The following is a 20,513-nucleotide window of genomic DNA, read 5'->3' as shown; positions in this document are numbered from 1 at the left end:
GCAGGCGAATGTGATTCCTTCGCCAAAACCCTGTTAATTTATACAGAACAATTGATGATTATATCAGCGTCGTGAGGGATGCCAACCGTGAAATTTCCACGTGCGGCACAAGACGGCTGTCCGGCGTTGTCATCAGGTCAGCGTTTTCCGGCTTGATCCAGCAGGCCTGCATGCCGCAGCGGATCGCCCCGGCCACGTCCGTGGTCAGGTCATCACCCACATGCAACATTTCGCCGAGCGGCAGGTTCAGTTTTTCCGCCGCCAGGTGATACATATCGTTAAACGGTTTCGAGCGCCCGTGCGGGCCCGCGCGCAGCACAAACTCAAAATAATCGCCAAGACCAAACAGCTCAGGCTGGGCATTGCCATTGGTAATCGCCACCAGCGGCCACTTCTCTGCCAGCGCGGCCAGCGTATCGTGGGTCTCCTGTGGCACATCAATACGGCTGCGCCATTTGGCGAAGTTTTCCATGGACGCTTCAGCCCCTATCGCCGCATCACGCGCGCTCATGCCAACATTCAGCATCGCCTGTTCAACCGCACGTCGACGCCATTCGGTCACGTCATGGTAAATGTCCGGCTCGGTCTCCCGCAGGGTCTGACGCAGCTGCTGGAAGTCCTTGTTCTGCATCGTCTTCAGCGCCGGGTGATAGTTCTGCACAAACGTCAGCGACTCCTGCTCGGTACGCAGGATCACCTGGCGGTTATCATAAAGGGTGTCATCAAGGTCAAAGGTAAGGGCTGATATCTGACCCAGTGGGCGGTAAAAACGCATTATTTCCCCCGTTTGGCGCGTGGATGCGCCGCGTCATACACCGAGGCAAGGTGCTGGAAGTCTAAGTGGGTATAAATCTGGGTGGTGGACAAATTCGCGTGGCCGAGCAGTTCCTGCACGCCGCGCAGATCGCCGCTTGATTCAAGCATGTGGGTCGCAAAAGAGTGGCGCAGCTTGTGCGGGTGAACATGGCTGTTCAGCCCCTGCTTAATGCCCCACTCCGCAAAACGCTTCTGCACGTTACGCGCCGAGATCCGCTTGCCGAGTTTCGACAGGAACAGCGCATCTTCTTCCGCGCCAAACAGCCCGCGCAGGTCAAGCCAGTGCTCAATCCAGGCGACAGCGTTGCGACCAATCGGCAGGCGGCGCTCTTTGCTGCCCTTGCCCATCACCCACACTTCGCCGGTATCCAGATCGAGATGTTTTATATCGAGATTGACCAGTTCAGACAGACGCAGTCCGGCACCGTACATCACCTCCAGCATCGCGCGGTCACGCACCGCCAGCGGATCGTTAAGATCGATATCCAGCAGGCGATTGACATCATCGACGTCGATATTTTTAGGCAGATGACGCGGTGCTTTTGGCGTGGCAATGCCTTTCGCCGGGTTGGCTTTAAGGCTGCCCTGGCTCACCAGCCAGTCGAAGAAACTGCGCAGGGCAGAGAGCCTGAGCGCCAGACTCGCCGGACCTAACCCTTTCCTGCGGCTACGCACGACGACGCCACGAACCGTCGCAGCGTCACATTGTTGCCAGCTTTTCAGGCCGATTTCATCGGCAATCTGCATGATGGCATCAAGCTGACGCTGATAGTTCAGCAGCGTTATGGGGCTAAGCTGACGTTCAACCCCCAGGTAGCGCAGAAATCGCGCGACGTCAGTGGCAAGAAGTCCGTCCGTCATACGCGCTCAATCCAGCGCTCCAGCAGCTCAGGCAGCATCAGGGCGATCTCCTGCAACAGGTGCGTACCTTGCCCCTGCTCATAGTGATGCGCGTCGCGACTGGTAAATAACATCACGCCTAAGTCGCCATCGCGCCCCATCAATGACATGGCCACCGAGCCAATCGCTTTGGCTTCTGGCAATACCACCAGCAATTCTGGTCCGTTCAGCGGCCCCAGATAGTGATGTTGATGACCCAGGCGCTGAATACGTAGCGGTTCAAACGCCTGACGGCTCAGCGCCAGATGGGTGAAACCAGACGGTGCACCAATGCGCCAGCGGTCGGGGAAGAGACGAAGGGTTGCGCCTGCAAGCCCCAGTTCTCGCGCCCAGCGGTGGAAACGGCTGAGAAACTCGTCAAGGCTGTGGGCCGAGGCCAGACGCGCCTGCAGATGCAGCAGTCGATAGAACAGGCTTTCGTTATTGTTCGCCTGTTCCATGAGCAGCGTCATGTTCTCTTCAAGCTGATTGATGTGGTTGCGCGCGCGGGCCATGTGCCATTCGACCAGCGACACGGTCCCGCGCACCGGATGCGGCACGCGCATCTGTTCGACAAGACGTGCATTGCGAATAAAAAACGCGGGATTGTTCAGCAGATAATCAACAACAGCACTGTCGTCCAGTTCCGTCACCGTTTCCTGCAGTTCTTCCCCTGGTTGCTTCATAGATGGATAAACCCGTCATAGACATGTACCGCCGGGCCAGTCATAAACAGCGGATGACCCGGTCCTTTCCAGGCGATATCAAGACGACCGCCTGGTAACTCCACGCGAACCTCTTCTGCCAGTAACCCCTGAGCGATGCCGACGGCCACTGCCGCGCAGGCACCGCTTCCGCAGGCCTGGGTTTCGCCCGCGCCGCGTTCATACACCCGCAGACGGATGTGTTCACGCTTCACCACCTGCATAAAACCAATGTTCGCGCGTTCCGGGAAGCGTTCATGGCTTTCCAGCACCGGGCCGAGGGTTTCAACGGCGGCGGTCTCCACATCATCAACCTGAATCACGCAGTGCGGGTTTCCCATCGAGACGACGCCACACAATACTGTCTGCTCTGCCGCACGCATAATATAGGTCTTTTCCGCTTTGTTTGCGCGAAACGGCACGGCGGAAGGTTCAAAGTTCGGCTCGCCCATATTCACGCGAACCAGATCGTCATCGGTGACGCTGAGCACCATGCGACCATTCGCGGTACTGACGCGGATATCGCGCTTGTTCGTCAGCCCTTTCAGGCGGACAAAGCGGGCAAAACAGCGCGCACCGTTGCCGCACTGGGAGACTTCACTGCCGTCAGCGTTAAAAATACGGTAGTGGAAATCGAGGTCAGGATCGTACGGCGGCTCAACCACCAGCAGCTGATCGAACCCCACGCCCAGATGCCGATCCGCCAGGCGGCGGATCAGTTCCGGGGAGAAAAAGACATTCTGCGTTACCGCGTCGACGACCATAAAATCGTTGCCAAGGCCATGCATCTTAGAGAACTGCATCATTCGCTCCATTGCGCGGGTACAGAACGTAATCGTCAGAGATTAACCTGAGTCGGACCACCATTATTGCCACGATCGTTCGTGTCTGGCGTGGAAGACTCAATACCGCTTTGCACAGGTTTCGTCGGCGGCGGCGCCGTTTTATCCGCTGGCGGGAAGTAAAGCGGTCCCTTCAGTCCACAGCCCGTCAGACTAAACAGCGTGATGAGAACGGCAAGCGTTCGGAAAACGTTTTTCATTATAAAGTTGCCCGTAAGTTCAAATCTGTTTCTATCATCGCAGGAGAAGACACAAAAGCAAGAGTTTGCCGCTTTCCTGCAACGGGAATTATTTAGCGTTATACTGCCGGCATCACGAAAAACAGGAACAAAACCATGAACGACAGTGAATTCCATCGCCTTGCAGACACCTTATGGATGACCATCGAAGAGCGGCTTGACGACTGGGACGGCGACAGCGATATCGATTGTGAGATCAACGGCGGCATTCTGACCCTGAGCTTCGAAAACGGCAGCAAAATTATTATTAACCGCCAGGAGCCGCTTCACCAGGTCTGGCTGGCCGCCAAACAGGGTGGCTACCATTTCGATCTGAAAGAGGGCGAATGGGTGTGTGACCGTAGCGGCGAAACGTTCTGGGATCTGCTGGAACAGGCGGCGACCGCGCAGGCAGGCGAAGACGTGCGTTTTCGTTGAGTCTGTTTTGCCCGGTGGTGCACTGCATACCGGGCAAAAACTGTCAGGAGAAATACTGCTGCAACAGCGGGGTAGTGTCCTGGCTGGCGGGAACCGCTGGCGTAACGGCCTGCGTACGGAACGGAATCACCTGCGAACGTCCGTCTACATTCACAATCTGGTAGAACTGCGGCAGGTTAAAGTTGATGAAGCTGGAGCCGTAGGTAAAGCGGTCATGTGAGGACGAATAGAAGCGGCTGACGTCGCGCACCAGCTCCTCTTTACTGCCTTCACAGTGGTGATAAACCTCAGCGCGGTTCGTCTCATCCAGGATGTAGATGTTGAAACCGGCGTCGTCACCCGACTCTTCAAAGAAGAACTGAATAATTCCTTCGCTCGCAAAGCCATCCACGACCTGTGGCAGTTTCACGTGGTTGGTTTCCACCTGCACTGACAGGCCATGCAGCTTGTTGTGCGAAATGGCGCCGTAGAACTCGATGGCGTTTTCCAGCTTCTGTACTGAAACATTCAGGCGCTCGAAGAACAGGCCCCAGGTCTGTCCGGAGACGCGCAGCGCTTTAAAGCGACCGGTTTCCTGACGGGTACTGGAGAGGCGCAGTTCGATGCACTCCGAAACCAGCTGCTGCACACGGGTACGGATCAGACCGCGCAGATGCTGGCTATAGCAGAACACCTCAACGCTGTCCGGCGGCGCAGCGTCCTGGTGCATCTTGCCGAGAATCGTTTTCAGCGCTTCGATCATCGCCTGCTCGCCGTTGAAGTGCAGAGTACGCACTTCGTTCCACGAGTTGCGGTACAGCAGGTCTACGCTGCCCACCAGGCAGTTTTGCTGCTCGCCAAAGCTAAAGACATCCAGTTTGCGGAAGTCAAAATGAACCACCTGATTGCGGAAGGCCGCCGTCGGGTCATATTCCAGGTTGACGATGATCGCCAGATGGCGAATTTCACACGGACTGTAGAGCGCTTTTGGCGTCGGCGCCGGCAGACGCAGCGGGAAGTGGTGGGAGACATCCGCCACCATCTCCTGCAGTTTGGCTAAATCGACAACCTCGTTGCCTTTGATAAACAGCCGGGTACGCGAGGTCAGCAGGCCGTTGAACCAGGCCCAGGCCACCAGCTTGTTCAGGTAGCGGTTATATTCCAGCGGCTGATGGCTGATGATCGAGTCCATGCTTGGCGCACGGTTGTACAGGTACCACCCGGTGCGGTTTGCGCGGCCCGGCGGCACATAGATAAAGGTCAGATTCGGTTCTGACAGGTCCGGTGAAATCTGCGGGTTAACCAGCGTGACTTTACCCGGCAATGCTTCAAACGCCGCGTACAGTTTACGCGTCAACACCCCGATATCCTGCGGGCTGGCGGAAACGCTGAGATTGTTACGACGCGCAAAGCGGATAAGGTTGCGGTAGCTTTGCATCATGGCATCGAGCAGTTCGTTGTGCGCTTCACGCACCTGATCGATTTTCCAGTTGGCGCGGTTATCAAGCATCGACAGACGTTCTTCGTCCCATCCCCACTCTTTCACCAACTGACTGACCACTTCACGACGCCAGCCCACGCATGCGCGTTCGCGGCTGAGTTTTTCACAGACTTTGAGGTAGAAACATCGACGCACCAGATCGAGACGCGTGGTGTCATCAATGGCTTTCAGGTATTCGGTGACGCGTTCAAGCATCATGCAGTAAGCATCCAGCCCGTAGGAGACAATTTCTCCGTCGTGCAGACGCTGTTTGATATCTTTCGCCAGCAAACGCGGCGTGGGGTATTCCCAGGAATAGGCTTCCAGCAGCAGGGTTTTCAGCACGGCCTTATACGGCGAATCAATGCTTTTATAGAGCTGCCAGAGGCTCGCGCCAAAGTACTCTTCGGCGGAAAGCGAACTGAGGCCACCCAGATCCAGCCATTCATTTGGTGTCAGCACACCCTGGGAGTACAACGACATTACGTAATCGTCGTAATGCTCTTCTTCGTCGCACGGCACCATATTCCACAGAATACGCTTACCGGCCAGGCGAACGGCAGTACGGTAAAACTCGTCCAGCAGTAAGATGTGCTGGGTTGAGCCGCAGTCTTCACCACCCAGACTGCCACTTTCGTTATGACGGAAACGGTTTTCATCAATCAGGAAGAAACTGACTTCCACGCCAAGCGACGCGGCCCAGCTTTCCAGCAGGCTGCACTTTCGTTGCAGCAGCTGACGCTCGTCGTTATCGAGCCAGGACTGATGACAGACCCAGATGTCCAGGTCCGAAGAACAGCTTTGCCCAACCGAGGAGGTGCTGCCCATGGTGTAAACGCCTGTAATCGGCAGTTCACCTTTCGGTGATTCCTGCGGCGGCATGCCACGGTAGAGTTCAAGTTCGGTCAGGTAGTGTTGTTGGGTTTCATCAGGCGTGAAAAGACAGATGCCTCTGGGAACGTTACCGTCAAGGTAGCCAGGCATCAGCGGATGGTGATAGTGCAATAATGTCGGCAGAAGACTGTATACCTGCTGGAAAGCAGGGCCCATAGCAGCAAGCGCGCGATCGACACGCAGTTGGTTTATGGCATCCAGTCTCTGTTTCAGAGTCTCAATATAGAGGTACAAGACGTATCGCCTGATGTTTCCGGGTGTCGCACGCTATTCAAAACAGAAATAACAGCGGACCCGCAGTATTACAAAAAGAGAACCGTTACCTTTTTTCGCCCTTATCATTATGGTGATACCGACGAAAAAATGGTCTAAAACGTGATCAATTTAACACCTTGCCGGTTGACCGTAAAGAAAGATGCGCTACATACAGTGTAGCACCGTTCTGTACGTGTAAATTCCTTAATACGGCTGTGGCTGACGAGAACCCCGCCCTGTCCCTCTCTTCTTCATCACCGTAAAACTGCCATCCCAGAGTCAACAATGTTAGGATGGTTAGCGATTGATAATGACGGTAACAAGCATGTTAGACAATGTTTTGAGAATTGCCACACGCCAAAGCCCTCTTGCGCTCTGGCAGGCACATTATGTTAAGCAGCGCCTTGAAGCCTGCCACAGTGGATTGTGCGTCGAGCTGGTGCCGATGGTCACGCGCGGTGACGTGATCCTTGATACGCCACTGGCTAAAGTGGGCGGCAAGGGCCTGTTTGTCAAAGAACTGGAACTGGCATTGCTTGAGAACCGCGCCGATATCGCCGTACATTCGATGAAAGATGTGCCCGTCGAGTTCCCGGAAGGGCTGGGGCTGGTGACCATTTGCGAGCGTGAAGATCCGCGCGATGCGTTTGTCTCCAATCACTATGATTCGCTCGATGCGTTGCCAGAAGGCAGCGTGGTTGGCACGTCCAGTTTACGTCGTCAGTGTCAGCTGGCAGAACGTCGTCCGGACCTGATCATTCGTTCGCTGCGCGGTAACGTTGGTACGCGTCTGAGCAAGCTGGATAACGGCGATTACGATGCCATTATCCTCGCGGTTGCGGGTCTGAAGCGCCTGGGGCTGACGTCGCGCATTCGCGTCGCGTTGCCGCCTGAGCTGTCGCTGCCGGCCGTGGGTCAGGGTGCCGTCGGCATTGAATGCCGTCTGGATGATGAGCGTACCCGCGCGCTGCTTGCCCCGCTGAACCATGACGAGACAGCCATCCGCGTTAACGCCGAGCGCGCCATGAACACCCGCCTCGAAGGAGGGTGTCAGGTGCCGATTGGCAGCTATGCTGAATTAATTAACGGTGAACTGTGGCTGCGAGCGCTGGTTGGCGCACCGGATGGTTCACAGATGGTCCGCGGCGAACGTCGTGGTAAAGCGCAAGATGCCGAACAGCTTGGCGTGTCGCTGGCAGAAGAGCTGCTGGATAACGGCGCCCGTGAGATCCTGGCTGAGGTTTATAATGGAGAACCCCCTGCATGAGTATTCTTGTCACCCGCCCTTCTCCCGCAGGAGAGCAATTAGTGAGCCGTCTGCGCGCACTGGGGCAGGTGGCCTGGAGTTTTCCGCTCATTGAATTCTCCCCCGGTCGGGAGCTGTCCGCGCTTGCCGACCATATGAATACCCTCCAGCAGGGCGACTTGCTGTTTGCGCTGTCGCAACATGCGGTGGAATTTGCCCAGGCGCAGCTGCAACAGCAGGGGCTTAACTGGCCAACCGCCCCTCACTATTTTGCGATTGGTCGTACAACGGCACTGGCGTTGCATACCGTAAGCGGAACAGACGTTCGTTACCCGTTAGATCGGGAAATCAGCGAAGTCTTGCTACAATTACCTGAATTACAAACTATTGCCGGAAAGCGTGCACTCATTTTACGCGGTAACGGCGGGCGCGAACTGTTGGGCGAAACGCTGCGGGAACGCGGGGCTGAGGTCACGTTCTGCGAATGCTATCAGCGTTGTGCAAAACATTACGATGGTGCGGAAGAGGCGATGCGCTGGCATATGCGCGGTATTACGACCCTGGTGGTGACCAGCGGCGAAATGCTGCAGCAGCTCTGGTCGCTGGTGCCCCTTTGGTATCGTGAAAACTGGTTACTCCACTGCCGGCTTCTGGTCGTCAGTGAGCGTCTGGCGAACCAGGCCCGGGAACTGGGCTGGCAAGATATTCGGATCGCTGATAACGCTGACAACGATGCGCTGCTGCGCGCATTACAATAACTCTCATAATGGGAAGCCATAATGACGGAACACGATAAATCCTCCGCCGTGGTTGAAGAGACCAGGGAGACTGTGGACATCACGCCGCAGTCAGAAACGACTGAGAAAACCGTTGAGAAGAAGAACGGCAGCAATAAAACCAGCCTCGCGCTGAGCGCGATAGCCATCGCCATTGCGCTGGCCGCAGGCGTCGGCCTCTATGGCCTGGTGAAACAGCAAGGTTCCAGCCAGACGGCGACCAACGACACGCTGGTCAATCAGCTTACTGCTCTGCAAAAAGCGCAGGAGACGCAGAAGACTGAACTGGAAACGGTGATTAAACAGCAGTCCGCGGCGCTCGCTGAGGCGAACAGCAAACAGGAAGAGCTGACCAAACAGCTGGACGACGTGCAGCAGAAAGTCGCCACGATTTCCGGTACCGATGCCAAAACCTGGCTGCTCTCGCAGGCCGATTTCCTGGTGAAGCTGGCCGGACGTAAGCTCTGGAGCGATCAGGACGTCACCACCGCCGCCGCGCTGCTGAAAAGCGCTGATGCGAGCCTGGCAGACATGAACGATCCGAGCCTCATTACCGCGCGTCGTGCCATTACCGAAGATATCGCCAGCCTCTCTGCCGTTTCGCAGGTGGACTACGATGGCATCATCCTGAAGGTCAATCAGCTTTCAAACCAGATTGATAACCTGCAGCTGGCGGATAACAACGACGATGACTCCCCGATGGATTCTGACGGCACCGAGCTTTCCAGCTCCCTGAGCGAATGGCGCGTGAACCTGCAAAAAAGCTGGCAGAACTTTATGGATAGCTTCATTACTATCCGCCGCCGCGACGAAACCGCCGTTCCGCTGTTAGCGCCGAATCAGGACATTTATCTGCGCGAAAACATTCGCTCCCGCCTGCTGGTGGCGGCTCAGGCCGTACCGCGTCATCAGGAAGAAACCTACAAACAGGCGCTTGATAACGTCTCGACATGGGTACGTGCTTACTACAATACCGATGATGCCACGACCACGGCTTTCCTCGATGACATTGATAAACTGAGCCAGCAGAACATCACCATGAACGTGCCGGACAAGCTGGAAAGCCAGCCGATTCTGGAAAAACTGATGCAGACGCGCGTGCGCAACCTGCTGGCGCAACCGGGCGTTCCGGCAGAACCTCACGCCCAGGCCCCTGCCGCCGCGCCAGCGCCTGAAAGCGCGCCACAAGGAGAGTAATGATGCTTAAAGTACTCTTACTCTTCATCCTGCTGATCGCCGGGATCGTGCTGGGGCCGATGCTTGCCGGTCATCAGGGTTACGTCCTGATCCAGACCGATAACTACAACATCGAAACCAGCGTAACGGGCCTGGTGATCATCCTGATCCTCGGGGTGGTGGTGCTCCTTGCAGTAGAGTGGATCCTGCGCCGAATTTTCCGTACCGGTGCGCATACGCGTGGCTGGTTCGTTGGCCGTAAACGCCGCCGTGCCCGTAAGCAGACTGAGCAGGCACTGCTTAAGCTGGCCGAGGGTGACTATCAGCAGGTTGAAAGGCTGATGTCGAAAAATGCTGACCATGCCGAACAGCCGGTGGTGAACTATCTGCTGGCCGCCGAGGCAGCGCAACAGCGGGGTGACGAAGCCCGCGCCAACCAGCATCTGGAACGCGCGTCAGAACTATCTCCGAAAGACCCGATTCCCGTTGAGATCACCCGCGTTCGACTGCAGCTGGCCCGCAACGAAAACCACGCCGCACGTCACGGTATCGACCGTCTGCTGGAAGTCTCGCCACGCCACCCGGAAGTGCTGCGTCTTGCCGAGCAGGCCTATATTCGCACCGGTGCCTGGGGTTCACTGCTGGATATCATTCCGTCGATGGCCAAAGCCGACGTCGGTGATGATGAGCATCGTGATGAACTCCAGCGTCTGGCATGGATTGGCCTGATGGATCAGGCGCGTGCCGATCTCGGCAGCGATGGCCTGAAAACATGGTGGAAGAATCAGAGCCGGAAAACGCGTCAGCAGGTTCCGTTGCAGGTTGCGATGGCAGAACATCTGATTGAATGTGACGATCATGACACGGCGCAGGAGATCCTCCTCGACGGACTGAAGCGACAGTATGACGATCGCCTGGTTATGGTGATCCCGCGTCTGAAAACCAATAACCCTGAGCAAATTGAAAAAATGCTGCGTCAGCAGATTAAAGCCGTCGGCGACCGTCCACTGCTGTGGAGTACGCTGGGCCAGTCGCTGATGAAGCACGGTGAATGGCAGGAAGCGAGTCTCGCCTTCCGTGCAGCGCTGAAACAGCGTCCGGACGCGTTTGACTACGCGTGGCTTGCCGATTCGCTGGATAAGCAGCACAAGCCGGAAGAGGCTGCCGCCATGCGCCGCGATGGGCTGTTATTAACGCTGCAAAATAATGGCAGCCAGCAATAAATAACAAGGAGGCCAGACGGCCTCCTTTTTTTATTCCCCTTCGCCTGCTACATTCTTTACCACATCATCTAAAACGAACCCGCCAATGTAACGACGTCTTTTCATTAACTTTTTTCCATACACGCGACGAGTGCCGCGTGGACTGAATCGTTTTTGAAAGGAAATCGTCATGAACACCCTTTTGTACGCGCTTATTGAAGCGCTGCGCTGCCACCGCTGGCTGCGCCTGCTGGCCTGTGCCTTTATCTTTACATCACTGGGAAATGGCGTAACCCAGGTGGTGGTCTTCGGCTTACTGTTAGCATGGTCCGCCCCGCCCGCGCTGCTTACCCTCGCCTTTCTTTTCGCCACGCTACCTGGCTTTATCGGCAGCCTCATCAGTGAAAAGCTGTGCGCGCGCTATTCTCCGATATCCCTGTTGATACTCACCGAGGGGCTTGGCTTACTGGCCCTGCTCTTTCCCCTGCTCGGCGTGCACTATCACAGTATCCCTGCGTTACTGGCCGTGCAGTCCACCGAAGCACTGCTTAGCGGAATGAGCTGGCCTGCCCTGACGCTGCTCTTTAAACGCGGACTCAGAGAAGCAGAACTGCCTGCCGCAACCTGCCTCGAGAATGTGATTTTTGCCGCTCAGGTTTTGTTAGGCACCGGGCTGGGGATGGTACTTTTCCAGAAGATTGCCATCCTCGCCTTGCTGGCCATTGATGCCATCAGCTTTCTCGGATCGCTGTTCATGCTCTGGCTGGCAGGTCGTGTATTTTTAGCGCCCACACTGGCAGTCCCCACTGAAGAGAAAGCGCCTGCGGCTTTACGCTGGCAGATGTTGACCATCCGGCAGAAACGCAGTTTGCTGATTTTGCCTGCGCTGGCCGCCGTCGGTTCACCGGCCATGGCGCTTCTTCCGGCAATGGCACAGCAGATCCATCCTCAGGATGCGGCCAGCCTTGCTTTGCCACTGCTTTTTGCAAGGAGCATGGGACAACTTTGCGGTCCCCTCCTGCTAAAAAGAGAGAGTCTGACGCGTTTTGCAGCACGCACGCCACGGATTTTACTGTGTCTTGGCATCTTCCTTGCCGCATATGGGATGCTCCCGCTGTTGTCCGGGTGGATGGCATGCGCGCTGGGGATGATTTTTGTCGCACACCTGGCCTCAAATGTTCTCTTTGCGGCTGGCACGTTTGCCGTACTCAGCAGTTTTCAAACCACGCACATGGCTTCGGCCAGCAGTAAAGTCTGGCGCTGGCAAACGCTCAGTGCCTCGCTTTTCACCGGTATTGCCGCGATGGCGGCGGCAGGGTTTGGCTCCATACAGGCGCTTTACAGCGTTTCGTCAGCCGCTCTGATTCTGGTCGCCCTGATCATGTACGTTTACCGGGAATAAGGCATAAAAAAACGCCTGCTATAAAAGCAGGCGTTAAAACAGGTCTGTAAGACAACATATTTGGTGCTTCACTCAACGTTATGCCCATGGTGTCTGATGAGGCCGAAGCGACATCTGTCAGTGGACGATAAGCACCGTAAATGGCTCTGCGTCATTCCTGAGTTTATGAGGCACTAAGGCGAACATAAGAGATGGAATGAGCATCTACACGTATATTATTGCACGTAACGTGCCAACTTGACACGCAGAACTTTTACATCGCGCAACATTTTAAGATAAAAGGAAATTATGTTGTTGAGCGGTATCTTAGACCCTACAACCTGCTGATAAACACGACGAAATGTCGTCTGGAGGAGACACGAAAGCCGCCAAATTATTATATCTTTTACTTTCAGTGTGTTATGTGTCGCTGAATCGCGACAAGGAAGCCGGCTGTTGTCGTGGAAACACTACAGAGGAGAGAAAGGCGCAGAAAACAAAAAACCCCGCCGAAGCGGGGTTCAAAATTGGTCGGCGAGAGAGGATTCGAACCTCCGACCCACTGGTCCCAAACCAGTTGCGCTACCAAGCTGCGCTACTCGCCGATGTACTGCTTTTTGAATTTTTAGTTCAATTCATTAAAAAGTCGTGGTGCGAGGGGGGGGACTTGAACCCCCACGTCCGTAAGAACACTAACACCTGAAGCTAGCGCGTCTACCAATTCCGCCACCTTCGCAATTCACAACTCTTTCAATAATGGGGTGGCTAATGGGATTCGAACCCACGACAACTGGAATCACAATCCAGGGCTCTACCAACTGAGCTATAGCCACCACTGTATTCTTTCACGCGGTACTGACTACTTCTCAGACCACCGCAGCTCTAGCGCCGGGACTAAAATGGCGCGCCCGACAGGATTCGAACCTGAGACCTCTGCCTCCGGAGGGCAGCGCTCTATCCAGCTGAGCTACGGGCGCTTAGCGCCGTTGCGGGGCTGGATATTACGTACCTCCGAACCCGCTGTCTAGTGCTTTTTTGAAAAAAATGCGCGTTTGGTTATGGTTTGCACATTTTGCCGCTTATTCCTCCACTTTCTGCGAGGTAGCGCGGCGGCCCAGACCAAAAAGCTTATACGCCGCGGTCACCGCCGCCAGGAAGATCATCCCGACAAACAGCGACATGCGCGTATCTTCATTAAAGTACATTCCGATTAATACGCAAACCAGGAACGCCATCGTCAAATAGTTGGCGTACGGGAACAGAATGGAACGGAACGGATGGCTGGCGATGGCTTTTTTATGTGCCTGGCGGAAACGCAGCTGGCTAATCAGGATAACAAACCAGGGCACCATGCCTGGCAGCACGCTGGCGCTGTAGACATAAACGAACACGCGCTGCGGATTCGGGATGATGTAGTTCAGGCAGGAGCCGATCAGCAGGATCACAATCGACACCGCCACTCCCGCAACCGGTACGCCCGCACGCGAAACTTTCGCCATTCCCGCTGGCAGCTGATTGTTTCTGGACAGCGCGTAGAGCATACGTCCGCAGCTGTACATCCCGCTATTGCAACCTGACAACGCCGCCGTCAGAACCACAAAGTTAATGATGCCTGCTGCCGCCGTGATACCAATCTTCGCGAAGGTCAAGACAAACGGGCTTCCGGTCGTGCCAATTTCATTCCACGGGAAGATGGTTACGATAACGAAGATCGCCCCCACATAGAAAATCAGGATACGCCACAGCACCTTGCCTACGGCGCTGCGCAGCGTAACCTGCGGGTTTTTCGCTTCACCCGCGGTAATACCGATAAGCTCGACCCCCTGATAAGAGGCCACAACGATACACAGTGCCGTCAGGAAGCCCTTCCAGCCGCCCGCAAAGAAGCCGCCGTTTTCGGTCAGGTTACCAAAGCCAATGGCGTGCCCGCCGTTGCCAAAGCCGAAGAAGATAACGCCCAGCCCGACCACAATCATCACGATGATGGTGGTGACTTTGATCATCGCAAACCAGAATTCGATTTCACCATAAAGACGAACCGCGGCAAGGTTTGCCAGTGCCACCAGCCCCACGGCAATCAGCGCCGGTATCCACTGGACCATGTCTGGGAACCAGAACTGCACATAGACCCCTATCGCCGTGATTTCAGAGATGCCAACCGCCATCCACATAAACCAGTATGACCAGGCCGTCAGGTAGCCAAAGAACGGGCTCATATATCGGTGCGCGTAAACGGCGAAGGAACCCGTGACGGGCTCCATGAAGAGCATTTCGCCCATCGAACGCATGATGAAGAAAACGAACAATCCCGCAATGATATAAGCCAGCAAGACCGAAGGTCCTGCCCATTTGAGCGTGCTTGCGGAGCCCATAAACAGGCCCACGCCGATAGTGCCGCCCAGCGCTATCAGTTCAATATGACGAGCCTCCAGCCCACGCTGTAGCTCCGGTTTTTTCTCTGCCATAGATCCTCGATTGTGTTTGCTGTTTCCCGACTTCAGGCCAGGTATTGTTTTTTAGGGGTACTAAAATACGGGGCGAATGGTTTCTTAAAATGCGGCAAATGGCAAACGATGCATAAAAAAAATGAATGCATTGCACAGATTCGCAGCAGTTTTGCAGGGGAGTTGCAGCGCGAACAGCATATCGCGCTACATTTTGATTACATTTTCCCGGTGTAGTGCCAGGTAAGGTAGCGAAGCAGACGGATCTGTCGTGTAATCCGCGTCGGCTGAGATAGCAGGCGGTACAGCCACTCCAGCCCCAGGTTTTGCCAGACTTTGGGCGCGCGCTTAACATGGCCGGTAAAGACGTCATACGTTCCGCCAACGCCCATATAAAGGGCATCCGGACACACCTGACGGCAGTCACGCATCAGGATCTCCTGGCGTGGGGAGCCCATCGCCACGGTAATGATTTTCGCTCCACTGTCGCGAACGCGTTCAAACAGCGCCTGCCGGGCCTCTGGTTTGAAGTAGCCATCCTGGCTGCCCACGATGTTAACATTCCATTGACTGCGCAATTTCGCTTCGGTCTGCGCCAGTACCTCCGGCTTACCGCCAATCAGGAATACCGGCGTGCCTTCCGCCCCTGCGCGTGCCATCAGTTGCTCCCAGAGATCGGCCCCTGCCACGCGAGATACATTAGCGCCAGGATACTTTTTGCGGATTGAACGCACCACGCTGATACCGTCGGCATATTTAAATTCAGCCGCTTCTATCAGGCTTCTCACTTCGGCGTTGTCTTCCACCGCCAGCATCTTTTCCGCATTGATGGCGACCAGCGTACCGGATTTCATCTGACCACCAGCGAACAGAAAATCCAGCGCGTGTTGCATATCGCGCCAGCCAATAAGCTGCAGACCGCGCAGCGTATAGCGCGGTGCAGAAGTTTTATCCGTCATGACTTTCCCTACTCACACTTGCGACAGCGTTGTGCTGCCCTGCGGCTCGCGCTTATGCACAAGCCCTGCACTGTCAAACAGCCAGTACAACAGTTTGGCCAGTAACAGGCAGATGCCAAAAACGACCATGAAGAAAACCACGCGCGACACGAATGAATCCAGCCCTTCACGCGCCAGAACGATCATATTGAAAATGGCACCAAAGCAGAAACTATGCAAAATAGCCGCCTTATAGCGGTTTGTTTCTTCGTTGCCGCGCACGTAGAGCCAGTCAAACCACTTGATGATCAGCCCCACCACCACCGCCCCCGGCAGGATAAACCAGCTTCCCCCCATCACCACCAGCGAGCCAATCAACGTAGGTGAGATCGCAAGGCCTGAGTGGTTGTTCAGCACTTCCCAGGTAAAATAGTTTGCCGTGTTGAGTACGACGCCGGGACGGTCTGGCCACAGCCAGGTTGGGATAAAGACATAAAAGTCGCGCACAATAGGCGCAAGGCCCTGGAAATCGATTTTGTCGTAGTTTTGCAGCAACAACGCCAGGTTTTCCCACGGCGAGAAGGTGTCGCGCGTGAGATAGAGGAATGTGTAAAACGCCTCGTCACCGGCTACGTTGAGCCCGTAGCGCTTCAGGGCAAGCCAGAACATACCAACAATGCCAAACACCCCAGCAGCCACCAGCATCCATAAAGAGATCCACCCGCGGATGATGCCGATAAACAGGAAGATTGCGAAAGCGATGATGATGTTTGCACGCGTCCCTCCCACAATCATGTAGGTCAGGAAACCGAAGGCGACGGTACTCACCAGGAAAAACAGCCAGGCTTTGCTGTCCTGACGCAGGAAAAAGATCACCAGCATCGCCGGAATGAAGAAGTAGAAGAAGCGCTTAAGCGCCACGCCCGACACTTCGGCAGAAAAAATCTGGCTGTAGGACTGGAGCTTGAACAGCAGAAAACCATTATGCATGAAGAAGATACCCACGCTTACCAGCGCGATCGTCATCAGCATCACCCACGTCAGGTGCGTCTCCACCCGGTTCATGGTGAAGAGCGCCCGGCGCGGCGCGGTGGATTGCGCTGAACGCAGGCGCGTTTTATAGGTGGCGTAGTAGACGGCGTAGAAACAGGTCGCTGCCAGGATCGCCTGAAGCAGGATCTCGGGCGGGGCAACGCTCACGTCAAACCGGAAGACCAGAATGCTGGTCAGCGGGAATCCGAAAAAGAAGGTCAGAAGAAACAGTAACGAGAAGAAGACGTTAAAGTTGAAACGCACCCGACGAAACTCGAACCAGGTGAGCGTGGCGATGAATAAAGTGCTCAGAAGCCAAACGATCAGTAAGCCGCTGAATTGCAACTGGCTCATGCTTTGTCTCCTGCAGCGATACGCAGCGCGCGGTGCCACGGCGTGAGGTAGTTCGGGCTAAAGAAGTCGATGGCACTTTTGTCCACCAGCGCCAGTTGTCTCTGCGCTTCCCGGACCACCTCTTCGTTAAGCACGTCGGAAGTAAACAGCACCGGCAGATGCTGCTCCGCCATGTCCTGCCAGAACGGGTTTTCGCGATTGAGTACGCAGGGCACACCCGCCTGAATCAGCAGACACAGCGTGCCAATTCCTTGCTGACGGGCAAAGATGAAATAGCCCAGATCGCACCGACGCAGCAGCGCAAGATACTCATCAAATCCCAGCTTATCGTGGAGAATGTGCACATTCGCGGCGCTAAATAACGCGAGTGCCTGCTGGCGGACCTCATTGATATAGGCATCGTTATTGGCCGGATACCCCATCGGCACAATCACATTGACGGTGTCGCCAAACTGCTGATGTACCGCCCTGAGCGCGGCAAGATGTTCATTGCTGCGATCGCCTGAATTACCCACCAGAATCGTCAGTTTACCCACGCGCGGCGTATCATTCGCCATGTTGTTCAGCGCCGGGTTCATTCGGGTCGGGAAATAGAGTAGCTCACCGCGTACGTCAGGGTGGCGTTTAGCAAAATAATTGAGATCGCCACGGGTCGCGAAAACGCATCCCACACGCCCCTGCGCCATGCGCCGCAACGGGTAGAAAAGACGGAATTTCCAGCCGCTGGAGACTTCGTAGAGATCGGCTCCCCAGATATGCCAGCTGCACTGCGAAGGTTTGATCCCCCCGCTCAGGAGCGCCAGCCACAGGCCGGTATTAAACTGCCCATGGAAAAAGAAACGTTGCTCACGATCCGCTTTGGCTTTGGCAACAACCGCCTTCGCCAGCGCAGCCTTGTCCGGCCAGAAAGAGAGAGTCAGCGCCGGACACGCCACGCTCAGGCCATTATCCTGACCGGCAACCATAAACTCACGAGCGTCGGGATCCCCCGATGCCAGTTCATCATTGAAGAACCGTAACACGGTCTGGTTATGGTGTGGGATATCCGATCCCAGTATGTGAATCAGTGCAGTCATGCGCGTTTACGCCAAAGTAAAAATACGCCGCAACAGGCAGCGAAATAAACGATATAGGTTGCCATATAGGCCTGAGCCGCCCCCAGCGCACCGTGTGCCGGGATCAACCAGTGTGAGAATGCGGTCAGTAATGCAAACTGGCTGATTTCCGCCAGGATATACAACCGTAGCGAGGCTTTCGCAATCACCAGATAACCAAAAACGTAAGCCCCCACTTTCAGTACATCGCCCACCAGTTGCCAGGCAAACAGATCGCGCATGGCGGTAAACTTCGCGGAGAAGAGCAGCCAGATAGCGACATCGCGCAATAGCCATACGGTTAAACTGGCTGCCGCAACGGCGGGAAGGACAAACCGCAGTGAGCGGGAAATTTCGCGCGTGATATCCTGCCTGGAGGTCAGGCGCGATAAGGTTGGCAGCAAATAGACGCTAAAGGAAGCCGTTATAAATTGGAGGTAGGCATCGGAAATACTGCTCACCCCTTGCCAAATCCCAACTTCGTCCCAGCTGTAATGCGCCGCCAGCAGGTTTCGCATCATCACATAGGCGACGGGGAGCGTGACGGAGGTGATGAGCGCCATCAGGGTAAATTTTCCCAGCTGGCTTGCCAGCACCTTGTCCCATTGAGGTTTCAGGTAACTCAACGGAATGGTGCCCCGACGCATTAGCATGAACGCCGCCGGAACGACCACTAATGCCGGTACCAGCGCCAGCCCCAGCAACGCGCCTTCATAGCCGCCCAGCCGATAACAAAAATAGTAGGCAATCACGCCGATGACGCTGCCGAGGATTAACGCCAGTGCGTTCCCGGCCGCATCACGAAAGCCTTTCATCAGCGCCAGCAGCAGGTTAGCCCAGGCAATGCCCAGCTGAACCAGCGCGACCAGACGAACCAGCCCCTGATAATGGGTGTGTCCAAATAACCCCTGGCTTATGGGTGCCGCTGCCAGCAGGAAAATAACCGCCATCAGGGTCGAAAAGCCGGTGACCATCGCCGAGGATGTACCGACAACACGGCGAAGCTGGGCCGCATCATCATGGTACTGCGCAACGTATTTCGTGACGCCGTTGAAAATCCCTGCGCCGGCCAGTACCCCAAGGACGGTCACAAGCTGACGGAAATTGCCCGCCAGCCCGACGCCTGAAGGGCCGAATGAGACGGCCAGCAGCTTGACGACCAGTAGCCCGGCGCCAATTTTGACAAGTGTGGACGCGGCGGTCCACACCGATGCTTTTGCCAGAGACATATCAGCCGAAATAACTCAGAAGGGTGTTAATCACCGTACGCTGGTTAACAGGCGCGAGGTTGTAGAACAGTGGCAAACGAAGCAAACGCTCACTTTCTTTCGTGGTGTAGCGATCTTCACCCGCGAAGACCCCAAATGCCTCTCCAGCAGGGCTGGAGTGCAGCGGGATATAGTGGAACACCGCCAGAATTTCGGCTTCTTTTAGCCAGGCAATCAACTTGCTGCGATCGTCGTTATCGCGCAGTTTGATATAGAACATATGGGCATTATGGACGCAATCAGCCGGAAGGGTCGGCAGCTCTATTCGCCCGGCTTGTGCCAGCGGTTGCAGCGCGTCGTAATAAGTTTGCCACAGGGACAGGCGCTGAAGATTAATGCGGTCCGCTGCCTCCAGCTGCGCCCACAGGTATGCCGCCTGCAGATCGGCCATCAGATAGCTTGAGCCAATATCGCGCCAGGTATATTTGTCTACCTGCCCCCGGAAGAACTGGCTGCGGTTGGTGCCTTTTTCACGGATCACTTCCGCGCGCTCGACCAGCGCACGGTCGTTAATCAGCGTCGCACCACCTTCGCCACCGGCGGTATAGTTTTTGGTTTCGTGGAAGCTAAAGCAGCCGATATGGCCGATCGTTCCCAGCGCTCGACCTTTATAGGTCGACATCACGCCCTGAGCGGCATCTTCAACCACGAACAGGTCATGTTTTTTGGCGATCGCCATGATGGTGTCCATCTCACACGCCACTCCCGCGTAGTGAACCGGCACAATCGCGCGCGTTTTGTCCGTGATTGCCGCTTCAATCAGCGTCTCATCGATGTTCATGGTATCCGGGCGAATATCCACAAAGACGATTTTCGCACCACGCAGGACAAAGGCATTCGCTGTAGAGACGAAGGTGTAGCTCGGCATGATCACTTCATCGCCCGGCTGGATATCCAGCAGCAACGCCGCCATTTCCAGCGATGCGGTACAGGACGGGGTCAGCAGGACTTTAGCGCTGTGAAACCGCTGCTCCATCCACTGCTGGCAGCGACGGGTAAAACCACCGTCACCACAAAGTTTGCCGCTGCCCATAGCAGACTGCATATAGTCGAGTTCGGTGCCCACGACGGGTGGTGCGTTAAATGGAATCATCTTG

Annotated in this window: 18 protein-coding genes and 4 tRNA genes; 6 read left to right on the top strand and 16 right to left on the bottom strand. The window is 55.6% G+C overall.

Annotation, left to right across the window (positions count from 1 at the left end):
• Positions 1-58 precede the first annotated feature (58 nt).
• The 5 genes from yigB to lptM are packed head-to-tail and all read right to left on the bottom strand — an operon-like array spanning position 59 to position 3,441.
• Positions 59-775, bottom strand: coding sequence for a 5-amino-6-(5-phospho-D-ribitylamino)uracil phosphatase YigB (gene yigB, locus QRN24_RS19615; protein WP_047742263.1), 717 nt, complete (start codon positions 773-775; stop codon positions 59-61).
• Complete coding sequence (gene xerC, locus QRN24_RS19610) at positions 775-1,677, bottom strand: tyrosine recombinase XerC (protein WP_014172134.1); 903 nt, start codon at positions 1,675-1,677, stop codon at positions 775-777. Before xerC ends, yigB begins: the two co-directional genes overlap by 1 nt.
• Entirely contained in the window at positions 1,674-2,381 is a 708-nt protein-coding gene (locus QRN24_RS19605) for a DUF484 domain-containing protein (RefSeq protein ID WP_014172135.1), read from the bottom strand. The genes xerC and QRN24_RS19605 overlap by 4 nt, the downstream gene beginning before the upstream one ends.
• A complete protein-coding gene (dapF, locus tag QRN24_RS19600; RefSeq protein ID WP_020882883.1) occupies positions 2,378-3,202 on the bottom strand; it encodes a diaminopimelate epimerase in 825 nt (274 codons plus the stop codon). The genes QRN24_RS19605 and dapF overlap by 4 nt, the downstream gene beginning before the upstream one ends.
• A 35-nt stretch (positions 3,203-3,237) precedes the next feature.
• Positions 3,238-3,441, bottom strand: coding sequence for an LPS translocon maturation chaperone LptM (lptM, locus tag QRN24_RS19595; RefSeq protein WP_025202779.1), 204 nt, complete (start codon positions 3,439-3,441; stop codon positions 3,238-3,240).
• Between the two features lie 135 nt (positions 3,442-3,576).
• Between lptM and cyaY the strand changes: the two genes are divergently transcribed.
• A complete protein-coding gene (cyaY, locus tag QRN24_RS19590; protein WP_014172137.1) occupies positions 3,577-3,897 on the top strand; it encodes an iron donor protein CyaY in 321 nt (106 codons plus the stop codon).
• A gap of 43 nt (positions 3,898-3,940) precedes the next feature.
• On the opposite strand, the gene cyaA is transcribed toward cyaY, so the two are convergent.
• Positions 3,941-6,484 (bottom strand): class I adenylate cyclase, encoded by a 2,544-nt coding sequence (cyaA, locus tag QRN24_RS19585; RefSeq protein WP_014172138.1) that lies wholly within the window; start codon positions 6,482-6,484, stop codon positions 3,941-3,943.
• Positions 6,485-6,830: 346 nt separating this feature from the next.
• Between cyaA and hemC the strand changes: the two genes are divergently transcribed.
• The 5 genes from hemC (at position 6,831) to QRN24_RS19560 (ending at position 12,307) form a co-directional block, all read left to right on the top strand.
• Entirely contained in the window at positions 6,831-7,772 is a 942-nt protein-coding gene (hemC, locus tag QRN24_RS19580) for a hydroxymethylbilane synthase (RefSeq protein ID WP_032669623.1), read from the top strand.
• Positions 7,769-8,509, top strand: a complete 741-nt coding sequence (gene hemD / locus QRN24_RS19575) for a uroporphyrinogen-III synthase (RefSeq protein ID WP_014172140.1) — start codon at positions 7,769-7,771, stop codon at positions 8,507-8,509. Before hemC ends, hemD begins: the two co-directional genes overlap by 4 nt.
• A 21-nt stretch (positions 8,510-8,530) precedes the next feature.
• Entirely contained in the window at positions 8,531-9,724 is a 1,194-nt protein-coding gene (gene hemX, locus QRN24_RS19570) for a uroporphyrinogen-III C-methyltransferase (RefSeq protein WP_014172141.1), read from the top strand.
• A 2-nt stretch (positions 9,725-9,726) separates the two neighbouring features.
• Positions 9,727-10,926, top strand: coding sequence for a protoheme IX biogenesis protein HemY (gene hemY / locus QRN24_RS19565; protein ID WP_284942975.1), 1,200 nt, complete (start codon positions 9,727-9,729; stop codon positions 10,924-10,926).
• A gap of 169 nt (positions 10,927-11,095) precedes the next feature.
• Entirely contained in the window at positions 11,096-12,307 is a 1,212-nt protein-coding gene (locus tag QRN24_RS19560) for an MFS transporter (RefSeq protein WP_284942974.1), read from the top strand.
• 507 nt (positions 12,308-12,814) lie between these two features.
• On the opposite strand, the gene QRN24_RS19555 is transcribed toward QRN24_RS19560, so the two are convergent.
• The 10 genes from QRN24_RS19555 to rffA all read right to left on the bottom strand — a co-directional run bounded on the left by QRN24_RS19555 (position 12,815) and on the right by rffA (position 20,509).
• A tRNA-Pro gene (locus tag QRN24_RS19555) sits at positions 12,815-12,891 on the bottom strand.
• A gap of 44 nt (positions 12,892-12,935) precedes the next feature.
• Positions 12,936-13,022, bottom strand: a tRNA-Leu gene (locus tag QRN24_RS19550).
• Between the two features lie 21 nt (positions 13,023-13,043).
• Positions 13,044-13,119 (bottom strand) — tRNA-His (locus QRN24_RS19545).
• 67 nt (positions 13,120-13,186) lie between these two features.
• Positions 13,187-13,263, bottom strand: a tRNA-Arg gene (locus QRN24_RS19540).
• A gap of 102 nt (positions 13,264-13,365) precedes the next feature.
• Complete coding sequence (thrP, locus tag QRN24_RS19535) at positions 13,366-14,751, bottom strand: bifunctional threonine/serine APC transporter ThrP (RefSeq protein ID WP_284942973.1); 1,386 nt, start codon at positions 14,749-14,751, stop codon at positions 13,366-13,368.
• A 197-nt stretch (positions 14,752-14,948) separates the two neighbouring features.
• The gene (gene wecG / locus QRN24_RS19530; protein WP_020882887.1) at positions 14,949-15,689 is read right to left on the bottom strand and encodes a lipopolysaccharide N-acetylmannosaminouronosyltransferase; all 741 of its coding nucleotides are present in this window, start codon (positions 15,687-15,689) and stop codon (positions 14,949-14,951) included.
• 12 nt (positions 15,690-15,701) lie between these two features.
• Positions 15,702-17,054 (bottom strand): ECA oligosaccharide polymerase, encoded by a 1,353-nt coding sequence (gene wzyE, locus QRN24_RS19525; RefSeq protein ID WP_020882888.1) that lies wholly within the window; start codon positions 17,052-17,054, stop codon positions 15,702-15,704.
• Positions 17,051-18,130, bottom strand: coding sequence for a TDP-N-acetylfucosamine:lipid II N-acetylfucosaminyltransferase (locus tag QRN24_RS19520; protein WP_193163605.1), 1,080 nt, complete (start codon positions 18,128-18,130; stop codon positions 17,051-17,053). The genes wzyE and QRN24_RS19520 overlap by 4 nt, the downstream gene beginning before the upstream one ends.
• Complete coding sequence (wzxE, locus tag QRN24_RS19515; protein WP_014172149.1) at positions 18,127-19,377, bottom strand: lipid III flippase WzxE; 1,251 nt, start codon at positions 19,375-19,377, stop codon at positions 18,127-18,129. The genes QRN24_RS19520 and wzxE overlap by 4 nt, the downstream gene beginning before the upstream one ends.
• Before the next feature lies 1 nt (position 19,378).
• A complete protein-coding gene (gene rffA, locus QRN24_RS19510) occupies positions 19,379-20,509 on the bottom strand; it encodes a dTDP-4-amino-4,6-dideoxygalactose transaminase (protein ID WP_020882890.1) in 1,131 nt (376 codons plus the stop codon).
• Positions 20,510-20,513: the final 4 nt, after the last annotated feature.

The organism is Enterobacter sp. MEB024 (assembly GCF_030209635.1).
Classification (GTDB): Bacteria; Pseudomonadota; Gammaproteobacteria; order Enterobacterales; family Enterobacteriaceae; genus Enterobacter; species Enterobacter ludwigii.
This window is presented reverse-complemented; position numbering and strand designations above follow the sequence as displayed.